A 14,582-nucleotide genomic window follows, 5' to 3' on the forward strand; every position below is an offset into this window, starting at 1 on the left:
ACCGTGATCATCGGCGCGTACGAAGCGATGCCGTATCTCGTCGAATGCCTGGCCTCCGTCGAGCGCCAGACCCTCGACCCGGCTCGCGTGGAGGTCATCGCCGTCGACGACGGATCGACCGACGGCACGGGGGAGTACCTGGAGGAGTTCGCGGCCCGCGCCGCCATGCCGGTGACCGTGATCCACCAGGAGAACTCCGGCGGCCCCAGCGGCCCCCGCAACGTCGGCCTCGGCAAGGCCGCCGGCCGCTACGTGTTCTTCCTGGACGCCGACGACCGGCTCGGCCCCGAGGCCCTGGAACGCATGGTCGCCATGGCCGACAAGAACAACACGGACGTCGTCCTCGGCAAGGTCGAGGGGATCAACCGCAAACCCCCGAAATCGATGTGGCACAAGACGCTGGACCGTACCGACGTCTTCTCCTCCAACATCAAATTCACGCTCAGCGCCCAGAAACTCTTCCGCCGCGCCCTGCTGGAACAGCACGGCATGCGATTCGACGAATCCCTGTGGACCGGCGAGGACGCGCTGTTCACCATGGAGGCCTATCTGCGCGCCGACGGCGTCTCCGTCGTCGCCGACTACCCCTGTTATTACCTCGTCGGCCGCGAGGACGGAAAACACGTCACCAAGACCGGCAGCTACACCCTGCGTTTCGACTCTGCGCGGGCTCTGATGAACCTGATCGCCGACATGGTGCCCACCGGACCGCGCCGCGACACGCTCATGGTCAGGCCGTTCCTGGTCACCCTGCTCCCGCAGTTCGGCCCGAAATTCCTCAAGGACAGCGAGGAAGTCCGGCGGCACAAGATGGAACTGGCCCAGCCGTTGATGGACACCCACTGGAACCCCGAGGTCGCCCGCCGTCTCAGGGTGCACGAACGGCTGCGCCTGCACCTGGTCGCCGTTCAGCGCCCCGCGCTTCTCGTGGACGTCATCGAGTTCGTCCGCGCGAAGAAGCAGGCGAGCGCGCTTCTGGAAAAGCGCGGCACGCACGTGTATCTCGTGTATCCGCACTTCCGCGCGAAGACGGCCGGGATCCCAGACTGGATCTATCTCGCCGAGCCCCGCGAGGCCCGCGCGGTCGAGGGTTACCGCGAGGAGGCCGCCAACACCTTCCTGCGGCGCGCCCTGCGCAGAATGCGCCGGACGCTGCCGACACGGGGCGTGAAGGCGGCGGCGGTCTGACCGGGCCCGGCCGGACCGCCGTCCGCCCGTGCGACTACTGGCCCGTCCCCAGCGCCCGGCGGATCGGCCTGCCCACGGCCCGCCGGGCCCGCCGGTAGACCGAGGCGGGCGGCAGGGCGGGCGACACGACGGGCGCCTTGGCGCGGGACCCGGCACGCGCCAGGTCCTTCTGCAGCCGGGCGTTGTCCAGCGACAGTTCGTCGATGCGGTTGTGCAGCCAGCCGAACCGCGAGGTGAGAGAGGCGACGTCCGCGTCGTTCCACGGTCGGATGCCGGCCGGGAACGTCAGCGAACGCATCCGCTCCTCGAAGGCCGCGCCGCCGTCGCCGTGCGTGAAGGTGTTCTCCAGCCCGTTCCTGCCGAGGAAGCCGGTGAACCGCTCGAAGCGCTCCCGGTGACCGCCGACCAGCCCGCCGAAGTCGGCCTCCGCGTACAGCTTCGCCGGATCCGCCGACTCGGGGTCCTTGACCGCCTGGTCCAGCCGCCGGTGCGGGATCTCGAAATAACGGCACAGTTCCAGAGTCCGCGAGTCACCGCACAGCACGGTCGCCGGAGTGCCGGCCAGCAGCGCCGCTATGTTGCCGTGGATGCGCGAACCGAAGGAGAAGTCGAAAGAACGCAGATCGTCGATCCAGGTGATCGGGTCGACATAGACCCGCACCTTGTCCTCGCGGTACATCGGGTGGTCCGGGTGGGACGGCATCGCGGTCACCGCGGAGTTGGGGTCCGACAGGTCCCGCCAGTGCAACTGCCGTGCGTCGCTGAGGTTCTGGCCGACGAACCGCAGATACGGGTAGCGCTCGTGGGTACGCGTGATGATCCGGTCCAGGCCCTGCGCGCGAACGGCGCTGTGCGAACCGTTGATCGCGATCCGTGACTCCGGCGTCAACTCCAGCGCCTTCTTGTGCACCGGCAGCCGGTCGCCGTGCATGAACAGCGAAGGACAGCCGATGACCTCGACGTCCTTGAAGCCCATGGCCTTCAGGTACTGCTCGGTGAACTCGCCCCGCACACCGATCGACGCGCTGCGCTCCAGGACCGCCGCGCAGAACTCCCGGACGGTCGGCTCCATCCGCTTCAGCCGCTCCGGGTTGTAGCTCACCCCCGTCTGCGCGCCGACACCGAGCACGACGACCGGGATCCGCAACTTCGAGATCAGCCGGGTCATCCGCTTCAACGCGCTCTCGAAGGACGGGCGGAAGGCGTTGGCGAGCGGGATGACGAAGGCGTCGTACTCCTCGTTGATGCGCCCGGCGGCGGAGACGTCCGAGGGCATGCCGTTGGAGACGACCTCGGTCCCCGGCGTCTCGAGGATCTTGTGGGCGGCGTCGCTGAAGATCAGGTTGCCCGAGTTGGTGGCGATGACGTCCCGGTGCAGGGCCTCCTCGACGCCGACGACGTCGTAGGGACTCTTTCCCGACCTGAGGAGGATGCGCTTCACGCTGCGCTCTTTAGATGACACAAACTTCAAGTTAACTTTAAGTTCGTTTCGATTTCCATACGCAGTCAACGCAACCTTTTTGCCGTATGCGGGACGTGAGCATGCGATCACGTGGCGCTGTTCCCGGTCGGCTGTCCGGGGGCTGGACGGGCGCGCCTGGCTTCGGTCCCGTTCGCGTAGATTGCTGCCACGCGCGACGAAGTGGGGACAGGACGTGGCAAGGGCAAGGCAGGCCGTGAGCGAGGCCCGCAGGATCGTCGTCAAGGTGGGTTCCTCCTCGCTGACCACTGCCTCCGGCGGCCTGGACGCCGACCGGGTCGACGCGCTCGTCGACGTCCTCGCCAAGAGCCGCGGCGGGGGAGAGAAGGAGATCGTCCTGGTCTCCTCCGGCGCGATCGCCGCCGGCCTCGCCCCGCTCGGGCTGCGCCGCCGCCCCCGGGACCTGGCCCGCCAGCAGGCCGCGGCCAGCGTCGGCCAGGGACTGCTCGTCGCCCGCTACACCGCCTCCTTCGCCCGCTACGGCGTCCGCGTCGGACAGGTCCTGCTCACCTCCGACGACATGAGCCGCCGCGCCCACCACCGCAACGCCTCCCGCACCCTCGACAAACTCCTCGCGATGGGCGCTTTCCCGATCGTCAACGAGAACGACACGGTCGCCACCGACGAGATCCGGTTCGGCGACAACGACCGTCTCGCCGCCCTCGTCGCCCACCTCGTCCACGCCGACCTCCTGGTCCTGCTCTCGGACGTCGACGGCGTCTACGACGGCGACCCCAGCAGGCCCGGCACCTCGCGGATAGCGGAGGTGCGGGGCCCCGAGGACCTCGCGGACGTGGAGATCGGCAGCGCCGGAAAGGCCGGCGTCGGCACCGGCGGCATGGTCACCAAGGTGGAGGCCGCCCGGATCGCGGCCGCCGCGGGCATCCCGGTGGTCCTCACCAGCGCCGTGCACGCCGCCGACGCGCTCTCCGGGGGCGACACCGGCACCTACTTCCACCCCGCCGGCAAACGGTCCGCAGACCGCCTCCTGTGGCTTCAGCACGCCTCCACGCCGCAGGGCTCGCTCACCCTCGACGACGGCGCCGTCCGCGCGGTCGTCGAAGGACGCAAATCGCTGCTGCCGGCCGGGATCGCCGCGGTGGAGGGCGAATTCGGCGCGGGCGACCCCGTCGAGCTGCGCGACGCGGAGGGCCGCGCGGTCGCCCGGGGGCTGGTCAGTTTCGACGCCAAGGAGATCCCGCAGCTGATCGGCCGTTCGACCAGGGAGCTGGCGCGCGAGCTGGGCCCGGCGTACGAACGGGAGGTCGTACACAGGGACGACCTGGTGGTCCTGCACCCGTAAAACCGGGCGTAACGACGGACCCCGGTGGGGGACGTTCCGTAAAACCGCCACACGAACCCTTGCGGCCTGCTCAACTTTGTCTCAGGACCACGTTCCGCACGAGCACAGCTGAAGGAGGCCGTCGTGAGACGAGTGCGCCCTGGGGCTGCGGCGTCCCGCGGTGCTCTGACGAGTGTCGCGGCCGGGGACACCTACGAGGAGCCGAAGGACCTGCCCCGCCTGTGGCACGTCACCCTCAGCGTCTGCGGTGCCGAGGTCCCGCTGCCGGAACTGCGCCGTGGACTCGAACAACTGGCCCACGATCATCCGTTCCTCCTCACCAGCCGCTACGCCTGCGACCACGCCGAGATCCGCTACTGGGAAGAGGCCCGCGACCTCCACGACGCCGCCGCGGTCGCCCTGCGGCTGTGGGGCGAGCACCGCCAGACCGCCGGCCTGCCGGCCTGGGAGATCGTCGGCCTCGAGGTCATCGACCGCGCCACCTACCACCAGCGCATCGCCGAGGGCTACGGCCCGCCGCCCGCGACACCGGTCGGCATCCACCCCTTCTGAGTCCCGTTCCGACCCCCGCCCGACCGCTGGGGACCCCTGTGCGACCCGGTCCGATCCCCGTGGGCATTGCCCCGTTTTGATCGCGTCTCGCGGTATGGGATACCGCGTGGACGGTTCCACGGGGCGCACTACCCTTCCCTCATGACGACGCTCTCGCCCTACGACGCCATGTCCCCGGTCACCCAGGCCGCCTACCGCGCCAAGGCAGCCGCCGCCGACCTCGCGCCGCTGCCGCGCGCGGTGAAGGACGACGCGCTGCTCGCCATCGCGGACGCCCTGGAGGTCCGTACGAGCGAGATCGTCGAGGCCAACGCCAAGGACATCGCCAAGGCCCGGGAGAACGGCACCAGCGAAGCCATCGTCGACCGGCTCACGCTCACCCCCGAGCGGATCCGCGCCATCGCCTCCGACGTGCGGGACGTCGCGAAGCTGCCCGACCCGGTCGGCGAGGTCGTCCGCGGCTCCACCCTCCCCAACGGCATCGACCTGCGCCAGGTCCGCGTCCCCCTCGGCGTCGTCGGCATCATCTACGAAGCCCGCCCGAACGTCACCGTCGACGCGGCCGCCCTCTGCCTGAAGTCCGGCAACGCCGTCCTGCTACGCGGCTCCGCCTCCGCCTACGAGTCGAACACGGCGCTGGTCAGGGTCCTGCGGGACGCCGTCGGCGGTGCCGGGCTGCCCGCCGACGCCGTCCAGCTGGTGCCCGGCGAGGGCCGCGAGTCCGTCCACGAGCTGATGCGCGCCCGCGGCCTCGTCGACGTCCTCATCCCGCGCGGCGGCGCCTCCCTGATCCAGACCGTCGTCATGGAGTCCAAGGTCCCCGTCATCGAGACCGGCACCGGCAACTGCCACGTGTACGTCGACGCCCACGCCGACATCGACATGGCCGTCGACATCCTGATCAACTCCAAGGCGCAGCGGGTCAGCGTCTGCAACGCCGCCGAGACCCTCCTCGTCCACCAGGACATCGCCGCCGAGTTCCTGCCGCGCGCCCTGGACGCCCTCGCCGAGGCCGGTGTCACCGTCCACGCCGACGAACGCGTCCTCGCCTACGCCGAGGACTCCAAGGCGACCGTCGTCGAGGCCGTCCCGGAGGACTGGGAGACCGAGTACCTGTCGTACGACATCGCCGCCGCCGTCGTCGACTCCCTCGACCGGGCCGTAGAGCACATCCGGCTGTGGACCTCCGGGCACACCGAGGCCATCGTCACCACCTCGCAGCAGGCCGCCCGCCGCTTCACCCAGCTGGTCGACTCCACCACCGTCGCCGTGAACGCCTCCACCCGCTTCACCGACGGGGGCCAGTTCGGCTTCGGCGCCGAGATCGGCATCTCCACCCAGAAGCTGCACGCCCGCGGCCCCATGGGCCTCCCGGAGCTGACCAGCACCAAGTACATCGTCACCGGCGACGGCCACACCCGCCGCTGATCCCCGTACGGCCGCTGCTCCCCGTACGGCCGCCGGCACCCGTACGGCCCAACGGCGGACGCCCACGGCGCACGGGCGCGCGGAAGGGCGTGCGGGCCCCCGGGGCGGGCGTGAGAGGCGTCTCACCGGGCCTATGAATTTCCATACCGTCTGCCCAAATTGACCCCCCAGGTCTACTCTGGATCCGTGCCGGAGGACGTGGGGGGCACGCCGTTCCCTGACGGCTGGGAGCCCGACGACGACCATGACCACGGAATGTCGGACGAAGAATTCGACTCCGTGGTCTTCGACGAGGCCTTCGTGAAGGCGGCCGTGATCCACGAGCCGACCGCGGTCGAACGCCTCCTTGCCGCCGCCCAGGCCAGAGCCGAGGCCTCCGAGGCCGAAGCCCGCCGCGCCCACGCCAGAGGCGAGCGCTACGACGACGGCTACAACCCCGACGGCCCCGACTTCGGGCCGGGCGCCGATCTCGACGACCTGGACGACACCGACGTACTCGAAGACCGGTACGGCGCCGCCGGGACGTACGGCAAACACGTCCGCTGGCACCGCCCCGTCGCCTGGGTGCTCGCCCTCGTCATGGGCATCGGCATGGTCGCGCTCGCCTTCGCGGCGGTCTACCGCGGCGCCTCCTCGGGCGGCAGCCGCGACCAGGTACCCAGGCCCCCTTCCACCGGCCTGGAACAGGGCACCGCGGCGGCTCCCTCGGTGTCCGCCGACTACTCCCAGCCCGCCAAGTCGGCGGCCTCCGCGATCCCGCGCACCCCCTGAGCGATGATGGCCGCCCTGGTGGCAGTCCTGGTGAGAACCTGTCAGAAGTTGTCGTGTAGCAGGGCGTTTACCTGAGGCTCCCGAGACCTACTCTGAAAGTATGGGCGGGCCTGCAGACCCACCTGAGGGGACACCCGAGGGCGGCCCCGTAGGTGGAGAGGACGAGTACCGATCCGTCGTCTTCGACGAGTCGTTCGTCCGTGCTGCCCGCCTCCAGGAGTCCTCCGCGCGCGAACGCATGACCGATCACGCGCCCGCCGTACGCCGCCGCCCGCCCCTGCGCCGGGGCCTCACCCGGCAGGCACTGATCCTGGTCCTGCTGATCCTCGTCGCCTTCGGCACCGCGATCTACATGGGCGTCCGCCACCCCTACGGCACCGAGGAGGCCGAGCAGCCCGTGGAGCCCCTGCGGATGACCGTCATCCCGCTGGCCCCGCAGGGCAAGGTGGTCGGCGCCGCCGACGCGGAGAGCCTGTTCGCGCACAGTCCCGCCGCCCAGTACAGCGTGGGCGCCGAGGGGATACCACTGCCGGTCGTCCGCAGCACCGCGCACTTCTCCGACAGCCAGGTCGTCACCGCCCTGACCACGGCCAAGGACTACCTGGTCCGCTCCTCGCTCTACCCCGAGGTCCTCGACAGCAGCCAGGTGCGGCCCGCGCGGGTGCTGATCGACCCCGGGCAGCTCGACCAGTTCGACCAGAGCTTCGACCACCCCACGGCCGACGGCCGGCACGCCCCCACCGGATGGCTGGTCCGCTTCGACCCCACCCGGGCCGAACTCGCCGACCCGAAGATCCGCGTCCGGGGCAACCTGCAGGCCACCGAGACCGACGCGGCGACCCTGGAGGTCACCGCCGACCACACCTTCGTCTACGCGCTGCGGCCCACCGGCGCCCCGGCCGGCTCCGAGGTCTCCCTGTTCACCGTCCGCCGCGAGCTGACCTTCCGCTTCGACCGCGACGACCTGCGCCTGCACCAGACCCAGCTGGTCGTCTCCTACGTCCAGGCGGGCCCGCTGTCCTGCGCCGAGGACTCCGCCAGCCACCTCCACCCCCTGCTGGCCGGCGAGACGGCCAGGGCGGGCGGCCCGGCGGGCACCAACCCCTACGCCACGGACAGCGCCACCGCCCTGTGCGGGACGCTGGCCGCCGCGGCCGAGCCCAAGGTCTGAAGGCCCGGCTCCTTTACTCCTCGTCCTGCGGGGGAGCGTCCTGCGGCTGGCCGTCCTGCGGCTGGCCGTCCTGCGCGGGCGCGCCCTTCGACGGCGGGGCGCTGGCGAACCCCTCGAAGCCCCGCTTGACCCGCCCGCCGAGCCCGCCCGCCCCGCCCGCGATGTCCGTGACCAGCTTCATCAGCGGATCCTTGGAGCTCTTCACATCGCTCGCGTAGCTCGCCGCGGACTCCTTGAACGAGTCGCTGACCGAGGTGTCCTTGTCCTCGGTGCGCCGCGTGTAGTGACCGTCCATGATCCGCTGGTAGTCACGGGACTCCGCCCACTTCTTCAGCTCGGCCGCGCGGACCGTGGTGAAGGGGTGCGAACGCGGCAGCACGTTCAGGATCTTCAGCACCGAGTCGCGCAGGTCGCCGCCGGCCTCGTACTCCTCGGCCTGCTGCAGGAACGCGTCCACGTTCATCTCGTGCAGATGGTTGCCGCCCGCTATCTTCATCAGCCCGCGCATCGAGGCCTGCACATCCTGGCCGACCAGCAGCCCCGCCCGGTCGGCGGACAGCTCCGACTTGCGGAACCACTCCCGCAGCGCTGTCACGATCGCCAGCACCGCCAGGTTGCCCAGCGGGATCCAGGCGACGCGCAGCGCCAGGTTCGTCAGGAACAGCAGGATCGTCCGGTACACCGAGTGCCCGGACAGCGCGTGCCCCACCTCGTGCCCGACGACCGCCCGCATCTCCTCCTCGTCGAGCAGCTCGACGAGCCCGGTGGTGACGACGATGATCGGCTCGTCCAGGCCGATGCACATCGCGTTGGGCTGCGGATCCTGGTTGACGTACATCGGCGGGACCTTCTCCAGGTCCAGGATGTAGCAGGCGTCCCGCAGCATGTCGTTCAGGTGCGCGAACTGCTGGTCCGACACCCGCACCGAGTCGGACAGGAACAGCAGCCTCAGGCTCCGCTCCGGAAGCAGCCCGCTGAGCGCCTTGAAGACCGTGTCGAAGCCGCTCAGCTTGCGCAGCGCCACCAGCGCCGAACGGTCGGCCGGATGCTCGTACGCACGCGAGGAGATCCCCTGGAACCGCCTGCGCTGCCTGCTCGGCACGCGCTCGTGCCCGTTCTGCTCGTGGCCGTCGTCGGACATGTCGTCCCCCATGTGCGTGAGTGTCTGCCGTGCCCCCGAGGCAGGGCCCAGCCTAGGCGGAGATACCGTGGACGGGCAGTACAGCCGAAGGAGTCCCCATGGAGCACAACCCCCCGGCCGCCTGGCTGACCCAGGCCGCGAGCGCCGCCCAGCAACAGGGCTCGGGCGACCTGCTCCGGGTCATCCTGATCGTCATGTTCCTGGGCTGCGGACTGACCGCCTGGTTCCTGCTGCGCGGGTACAAACAGAAGGACGACTGAACCACCGGGATCGTTCCCCGCCCGGCGTGGCACGGGAGTCCACCCGACGCGGGAGTCGGCACAACGTCGGCCCAACGGAGGAGTCGGCGTGATCGCCGCCGGACCGCCCGCATACGATGGGCCGACGTCTTTATCCCGTCCACACGCGATAGGTCCTGCCGCAGATGATGAATCTTCACAGCACCGCTGCCCAGTTGGTCACCCTCGCCGCCGAGGGCGAGGAGCACGGTGGCAACCACAACAGCCTCAACCCGCTCGTCACCGGTGGCAGCGCGTTCGTCATCCTGCTGCTCCTGCTGTGGATCACCACCCGTTTCAACCGCGACCGCTGAGCCGGCCGCCGAGCCCGGCAGCCGTCCTCCGGGCAGGGCCCACGGGCCGGGCCGGTAGGGTCTGCACGCATGGGAGAGCAGGACATGCCTACCGGTCCGGCGCATGACGAGGCCGACACCGCCGACGGCAGGGTGAGGACCCCCCGGTACACGCCGGCGGGCCCCGCGCACACCGGCAAGCGCCGCCTCGGCGTCATGGGCGGAACGTTCGACCCGATCCACCACGGGCACCTCGTGGCGGCCAGCGAGGTCGCCGCCCAGTTCCACCTCGACGAGGTGGTGTTCGTGCCCACCGGGCAGCCATGGCAGAAGACCCACCGCGCGGTCTCGCCGGCCGAGGACCGCTACCTGATGACGGTCATCGCGACAGCCGAGAACCCGCAGTTCTCCGTCAGCCGTATCGACATCGACCGCGGCGGACCCACCTACACCGTCGACACCCTGCGTGACCTGCGCGCCCTCAACCCGGACGCCGACCTCTTCTTCATCACCGGCGCCGACGCCCTCGGCCAGATCCTCACCTGGCGGGACTCGGAGGAACTCTTCTCCCTGGCCCACTTCATCGGCTGCACCCGGCCCGGGCATCCCCTGACCGACCACGGCCTCCCCGAGGGAGGCGTTTCGCTGGTGGAGGTTCCCGCACTCGCCATCTCCTCCACAGACTGCCGTGCGAGAGTCGCCAAGGGCGACCCCATCTGGTACATGGTGCCGGACGGAGTCGTGCGCTACATCGACAAGCGCGAGCTGTACCGCGGCGAGTGAGCCGAGAGGGGCACCGGTGAACGACCGATACGACGCGGGCTACGGAAGCGACCAGTACGAACTCGTCGGCTACGACGAGTACGGGCAGCCGGTGTACCGCCAGATCCCGGCCCAGCCACAACAGCAGACGTACGGCCCGTACGCCGGACAGGGCTACGGCTACGACCCGTACGCCGGCGGCGGACAGCAGACCGCGCCGTCGTACGACACCGGGCAGCAGACCCCCGTCCACGACACCGGCCGGCAGCCGGCCATGCCCGCGTACGACCCGTACAACACCGGCGGGCACCCCGCCTACGACCCCTACGGGCAGACGGCCGGCAGCGGCCGGCAGCCCCGGGTCGCCGAGCAGACCGCGCACATCCCGCAGCAGGCCGGACCCGCCGACCAGCCCACCGGCCCCCTGCACGCCGACGACGAACGGGACTACCACACCGGGCAGTTCGCGTTCGCCGAACAGCCCGACGGTGACTCCGAGGACGTCATCGACTGGCTGAACTTCACCGAGAACCGCACCGAACGCCGCGAGGAGGCCAAGCGCCGCGCCCGCAGCCGCGTGATCGCCCTGGCCGTCGTCCTCGCCCTGGTCGCCGTCGGCGGCGTCGGCTACCTCTGGTACGCCGGAAAGATCCCCGGCCTGTCCTCCTCCACCACCAAGGGCGGCACGACGACCTCCGCGGCCGCCCAGAAACGCGACGTGATCGTCGTCCACCTGCACAACACCAGCGGCGGCGGCACCTCGACCGCGCTGCTCGTCGACAACACCACCACCAAGCAGGGCAGCACCGTCCTGCTGCCCAACTCGCTCGCCCTGACCGACGACGACGGCACCACCACGACCCTCGCCAAGTCCGTCGGCGGCGACGGCTCCTCCGGCACCCGCGACCAGCTCGACACCGTCCTCGGCACCAACATCGAGGGCACCTGGCGCCTGGACACGCCCTACCTGCAGAACCTCGTCGAACTCGTCGGCAACATCGACATCGACACCAACGCCGACGTCCCCGACCCGGACGCCAAGAAGAAGGGCGAGGAGCCCCTCGTCCACAAGGGCAAGGACCAGACCCTCAGCGGCAAGGCCGCCGTCGCCTACGCCACCTACCGCGCCTCCGGCGAGGCCCAGAACGCCCAGCTGGAACGGTTCGGGCAGGTCATGCAGGGCGTGCTGCGCAAGATGTCCTCCGACGCGTCGGCCGCCACGGTCACCGTGCAGACCCTCGCGCAGATCCTCGACCCCTCGCTGACCGACAAGGACCTCGGCTCCTTCCTCGCCAAGCTCGCCGATCTCGCCAAGGGCGGCGACTACAAGACCGCCCTGCTGCCGGTCCAGAACGACGGCACCCTCAGCGCCGAGACCAGCTCCAGCGTCGTCAAGGACATCCTCGGCGGCGCCGCCAAGAGCCCCACCGCGGGCTCCGCGGTACGCGTCTCCGTCCAGAACGCCACCGGCGTCAAGGACAACACCGAGAAGGCACGCGTGGTCCTCGTCAACGGCGGCTACACCTTCCTGGAAGGCGGCTCGGCCTCCGGCACCCAGACGACCTCCAAGGTGCTGTACGCCGACGCCTCCGACAAGGAGAACGCCACCGAGGTCGCCAAGACCCTCGGCCTCGACGCCAAGGACGTGGCGAAGGGCACGGTCGGCTCCGGCGCCGACGTCTCCGTCGTCCTCGGCCAGGACTACAAGCCGTCCTCCTCCTGAGGCACCCGCCCACCGCACCCCACGTGACCCGGTAATCACGTGGGGTGCGCCCGGCGAGCCGTGAGACCCTTGAGGTCAAACGACCGCCGACGGAAAGCCACGCAGTGACCGCCACCGACCGTTCCATCGAGCTCATCACCGCCGCCGCGCAGGCGGCCGCCGACAAGCTCGCCCACGACGTCATCGCCTACGACGTCAGCGACGTCCTGTCGATCACGGACGCCTTCCTGCTGGCCTCCGCACCCAACGACCGCCAGGTCAAGTCGATCGTCGACGAGATCGAAGAACGCCTCCAGAAGGAACTCGGCGCCAAGCCGGTGCGCCGAGAGGGCGACCGCGAGGCCCGCTGGATCCTGCTCGACTACGTCGACATCGTCGTGCACGTCCAGCACAGCGAGGAGCGTGTCTTCTACGCTCTGGAGCGGCTCTGGAAGGACTGCCCGGAGCTCGAGCTGCCCGCCGACGCCAAGGCCACCCGCGGCAAGGCCGCGGAGCACGCCAAGCTGCAGGCCGCCGACGACGCCGGCGAGCCGGGCGGGGAATGGTGATGAGCGCCACCGGAGAGGTCAGCGACCGCAAGGGCCGCGGCCGCCGCATCATCCTGTGGCGCCACGGCCAGACCTCCTGGAACGTCGAACGCCGCTTCCAGGGCTCCACCGACGTCGACCTCACCGAGACCGGCATCGGCCAGGCCCGCCGCGCGGCCCGGCTGCTCGCCTCCCTGGGGCCCGACACGATCGTCTCCTCGGACCTGAAGCGGGCCGCCGAGACCGCCGACCAGCTCGCCGTCCTCACCGGCCTCGACGTCATCCGCGACGAGGCGCTGCGGGAGACCTACGCGGGCGTCTGGCAGGGCCTCACCCACGAGGAGATCATCGGCCGCTACGGCGACGAGTACGCCGCCTGGAAGCGCGGTGAGCCGGTCCGCCGAGGCGGCGGCGAACTGGAGACCGAGGTCGCCGACCGGGCCGCCCCCGTCGTGCTGCGGCACGCCGAGAAGCTGCCCGAGGACGGCACCCTCGTGGTGGTCAGCCACGGCGGCACCATCCGCACCACCATCGGCCGCCTCCTCGGCCTGGACTCCCAGCACTGGGAGAGCCTCGGCGGTCTCACCAACTGCTGCTGGTCCGTGCTCGGCGAAGGCGCCCGCGGCTGGCGACTCCTGGAGCACAACGCGGGCACCCTCCCGGAGCCCGTCCTCGGCGACGACGACTGAGGACCGTGGGACCACCGGGCCCGCCCCCGGGCCCGGATTTCACTTTCCGGCAGGTCGCAGGCTAAAGTTCTTCTTGTTCGCCCGCCAAGCGGAAAGACGGGAAGAACGCAAGGGGCTATAGCTCAGTTGGTAGAGCGCCTGCATGGCATGCAGGAGGTCAGGAGTTCAATTCTCCTTAGCTCCACAGATCGACACTCCACACACTGTCGAGTTGTCAAAGATCGGTGATGAAATCCCGTCCTCTTCAGAGGGCGGGATTTTCTGTGTTCCACTCCCGGATGATCCGGGCGGCCGCCTCGTCCGTCACCGGCCACAGCCGCTGCCTGCACTTCCGCAGCGAGGCGACCTTCTCCCGGGTCCGCTCGTCCTCCGGGGTGTAGACCACGATCCGGGACTCCGGCATCCCGTCGATCGACAGCGACTGCGAGGTCATCCGCAGTTCGCCCACCGCGTCATGACGGAACGTCTTCACCCGCGGCCCGGGCTGCGCCACCGCACCGCTCGCCCACAACCGGGCGAAGTACGGACTGGCCTGGGACAGCGCGCGTATGAAGTCCTCCCAGGCCGGCTCGCCCACATGTCTGCCGTAGGAGGAACGCAGCGTCGCCACCATCATCGGCAGTTCACGCTCCCGGTGCGCCACCGGGCAGGCGTCCTCCTCCACCGTGAACAGCGTCCACAGCACGTTCGGCACGCCGATCCGCACTGTCTCCGGCACCAGGAACAGGTCCCGGTAGGCCGAGTTCGTGGCCAGCACGTCGTAGCGCGACGTGTACACGACCGCGAGCAGCGGGTCGAGGGCGTCGATGATGCCCTGCACCTCCGCGCCGACCGACCGGGACAGTCCCTCGGGCGCCGGTGCGAAGGGCACCTCCGCCAGCCGGTACAGATGCTCCCGCTCCGGCGGGTCCAGCATCAGCGTGCGGGCCACCGCGTCCAGCACCTGCGGCGACGCGTTGATCGGCCGGCCTTGCTCCAGCCAGGTGTACCAGGTCACGCCCACCCCGGAGAGCTGGGCGACCTCCTCCCGCCGGAGCCCCGGAGTGCGCCGCCGCAGCCCGGGCGGCATGCCGACGTCGGCCGGTGTCACCCGGGCCCGCCTGGTGCGCAGGAACGCGGCCAGCTCCGGCCTGCGGCGGTGTGCTGTCGTCCCCATCGTCACGTTCCCCGTCGTCACGTCATCCAGCGTGCGCTTCCGCCCCGCCCCCTGCCAGGTGCTGCCAGTACCAGCATCGGCGGGCTCTCGGCACCCGTACCGGCCCCTCGCCACGCTCGA

15 protein-coding genes and 1 tRNA gene are annotated in these 14,582 nt (G+C 70.3%); 13 read left to right on the plus strand and 3 right to left on the minus strand.

Going from position 1 to position 14,582, the window contains the following annotated elements:
* Window positions 1-27 precede the first annotated feature (27 nt).
* Window positions 28-1,188: a glycosyltransferase family 2 protein gene (locus ACIPSJ_RS03075; protein ID WP_401344548.1), complete on the plus strand. Its 1,161-nt coding sequence runs from the start codon at window positions 28-30 to the stop codon at window positions 1,186-1,188.
* A 34-nt stretch (window positions 1,189-1,222) separates the two neighbouring features.
* Here the strand turns inward: ACIPSJ_RS03075 and ACIPSJ_RS03080 are convergent, their stop codons facing one another.
* On the minus strand, window positions 1,223-2,629 hold the full coding sequence (locus ACIPSJ_RS03080) for a polysaccharide pyruvyl transferase family protein (protein ID WP_359221108.1): 1,407 nt from the start codon (window positions 2,627-2,629) through the stop codon (window positions 1,223-1,225).
* A 235-nt stretch (window positions 2,630-2,864) separates the two neighbouring features.
* Between ACIPSJ_RS03080 and proB the strand changes: the two genes are divergently transcribed.
* The 5 genes from proB to ACIPSJ_RS03105 all read left to right on the plus strand — a co-directional run bounded on the left by proB (window position 2,865) and on the right by ACIPSJ_RS03105 (window position 7,893).
* Complete coding sequence (gene proB / locus ACIPSJ_RS03085) at window positions 2,865-3,971, plus strand: glutamate 5-kinase (RefSeq protein WP_393534008.1); 1,107 nt, start codon at window positions 2,865-2,867, stop codon at window positions 3,969-3,971.
* A 123-nt stretch (window positions 3,972-4,094) separates the two neighbouring features.
* Window positions 4,095-4,523 carry a hypothetical protein gene (locus tag ACIPSJ_RS03090; RefSeq protein WP_046733220.1) on the plus strand — a complete coding sequence of 143 codons (429 nt, stop codon included), beginning with the start codon at window positions 4,095-4,097 and terminating at the stop codon, window positions 4,521-4,523.
* Window positions 4,524-4,664: 141 nt separating this feature from the next.
* Window positions 4,665-5,951 carry a glutamate-5-semialdehyde dehydrogenase gene (locus ACIPSJ_RS03095; protein ID WP_401342999.1) on the plus strand — a complete coding sequence of 429 codons (1,287 nt, stop codon included), beginning with the start codon at window positions 4,665-4,667 and terminating at the stop codon, window positions 5,949-5,951.
* A 186-nt stretch (window positions 5,952-6,137) separates the two neighbouring features.
* Window positions 6,138-6,722, plus strand: coding sequence for a hypothetical protein (locus ACIPSJ_RS03100; RefSeq protein WP_355727853.1), 585 nt, complete (start codon window positions 6,138-6,140; stop codon window positions 6,720-6,722).
* 100 nt (window positions 6,723-6,822) lie between these two features.
* Window positions 6,823-7,893 carry a hypothetical protein gene (locus tag ACIPSJ_RS03105; RefSeq protein ID WP_401343000.1) on the plus strand — a complete coding sequence of 357 codons (1,071 nt, stop codon included), beginning with the start codon at window positions 6,823-6,825 and terminating at the stop codon, window positions 7,891-7,893.
* A gap of 13 nt (window positions 7,894-7,906) precedes the next feature.
* Here ACIPSJ_RS03105 and ACIPSJ_RS03110 read toward each other — a convergent pair whose 3' ends face one another.
* A complete protein-coding gene (locus ACIPSJ_RS03110; RefSeq protein ID WP_401344550.1) occupies window positions 7,907-9,034 on the minus strand; it encodes a M48 family metallopeptidase in 1,128 nt (375 codons plus the stop codon).
* 98 nt (window positions 9,035-9,132) lie between these two features.
* Here ACIPSJ_RS03110 and ACIPSJ_RS03115 point away from each other — a divergent pair, with 98 nt between their 5' ends.
* The 7 genes from ACIPSJ_RS03115 (at window position 9,133) to ACIPSJ_RS03145 (ending at window position 13,490) form a co-directional block, all read left to right on the plus strand.
* Window positions 9,133-9,294, plus strand: a complete 162-nt coding sequence (locus ACIPSJ_RS03115; RefSeq protein WP_355727856.1) for a hypothetical protein — start codon at window positions 9,133-9,135, stop codon at window positions 9,292-9,294.
* Between the two features lie 164 nt (window positions 9,295-9,458).
* Window positions 9,459-9,626 (plus strand): hypothetical protein, encoded by a 168-nt coding sequence (locus ACIPSJ_RS03120; protein WP_401344619.1) that lies wholly within the window; start codon window positions 9,459-9,461, stop codon window positions 9,624-9,626.
* Between the two features lie 69 nt (window positions 9,627-9,695).
* Window positions 9,696-10,388 (plus strand): nicotinate-nucleotide adenylyltransferase, encoded by a 693-nt coding sequence (gene nadD / locus ACIPSJ_RS03125; protein WP_359221100.1) that lies wholly within the window; start codon window positions 9,696-9,698, stop codon window positions 10,386-10,388.
* A 16-nt stretch (window positions 10,389-10,404) separates the two neighbouring features.
* Complete coding sequence (locus tag ACIPSJ_RS03130) at window positions 10,405-12,090, plus strand: LytR C-terminal domain-containing protein (RefSeq protein WP_401343002.1); 1,686 nt, start codon at window positions 10,405-10,407, stop codon at window positions 12,088-12,090.
* A gap of 104 nt (window positions 12,091-12,194) precedes the next feature.
* Entirely contained in the window at window positions 12,195-12,638 is a 444-nt protein-coding gene (rsfS, locus tag ACIPSJ_RS03135; RefSeq protein ID WP_355727862.1) for a ribosome silencing factor, read from the plus strand.
* Window positions 12,632-13,306: a histidine phosphatase family protein gene (locus ACIPSJ_RS03140; protein WP_355727864.1), complete on the plus strand. Its 675-nt coding sequence runs from the start codon at window positions 12,632-12,634 to the stop codon at window positions 13,304-13,306. Before rsfS ends, ACIPSJ_RS03140 begins: the two co-directional genes overlap by 7 nt.
* Before the next feature lie 111 nt (window positions 13,307-13,417).
* Window positions 13,418-13,490 (plus strand) — tRNA-Ala (locus ACIPSJ_RS03145).
* A gap of 60 nt (window positions 13,491-13,550) precedes the next feature.
* Here ACIPSJ_RS03145 and ACIPSJ_RS03150 read toward each other — a convergent pair.
* Window positions 13,551-14,462: a helix-turn-helix transcriptional regulator gene (locus ACIPSJ_RS03150; protein WP_401344552.1), complete on the minus strand. Its 912-nt coding sequence runs from the start codon at window positions 14,460-14,462 to the stop codon at window positions 13,551-13,553.
* Window positions 14,463-14,582: the final 120 nt, after the last annotated feature.

The sequence above is a fragment of the Streptomyces sp. NPDC090088 genome, assembly GCF_044747345.1.
Classification (GTDB): Bacteria; Actinomycetota; Actinomycetes; order Streptomycetales; family Streptomycetaceae; genus Streptomyces.

Excerpts from the sequence above, each read along its gene's own strand:
- ACIPSJ_RS03110 (WP_401344550.1), bottom strand. The coding sequence starts at position 9,034 with ATGTCCGACGACGGCCACGAGCAGAACGGGCACGAGCGCGTGCCGAGC.
- ACIPSJ_RS03140 (WP_355727864.1), top strand. The coding sequence starts at position 12,632 with ATGGTGATGAGCGCCACCGGAGAGGTCAGCGACCGCAAGGGCCGCGGC.
- ACIPSJ_RS03105 (WP_401343000.1), top strand. The coding sequence starts at position 6,823 with ATGGGCGGGCCTGCAGACCCACCTGAGGGGACACCCGAGGGCGGCCCC.
- ACIPSJ_RS03150 (WP_401344552.1), bottom strand. The coding sequence starts at position 14,462 with ATGGGGACGACAGCACACCGCCGCAGGCCGGAGCTGGCCGCGTTCCTG.
- ACIPSJ_RS03095 (WP_401342999.1), top strand. The coding sequence starts at position 4,665 with ATGACGACGCTCTCGCCCTACGACGCCATGTCCCCGGTCACCCAGGCC.
- ACIPSJ_RS03115 (WP_355727856.1), top strand. The coding sequence starts at position 9,133 with ATGGAGCACAACCCCCCGGCCGCCTGGCTGACCCAGGCCGCGAGCGCC.
- ACIPSJ_RS03120 (WP_401344619.1), top strand. The coding sequence starts at position 9,459 with ATGATGAATCTTCACAGCACCGCTGCCCAGTTGGTCACCCTCGCCGCC.
- nadD (WP_359221100.1), top strand. The coding sequence starts at position 9,696 with ATGGGAGAGCAGGACATGCCTACCGGTCCGGCGCATGACGAGGCCGAC.
- ACIPSJ_RS03075 (WP_401344548.1), top strand. The coding sequence starts at position 28 with ATGCCGTATCTCGTCGAATGCCTGGCCTCCGTCGAGCGCCAGACCCTC.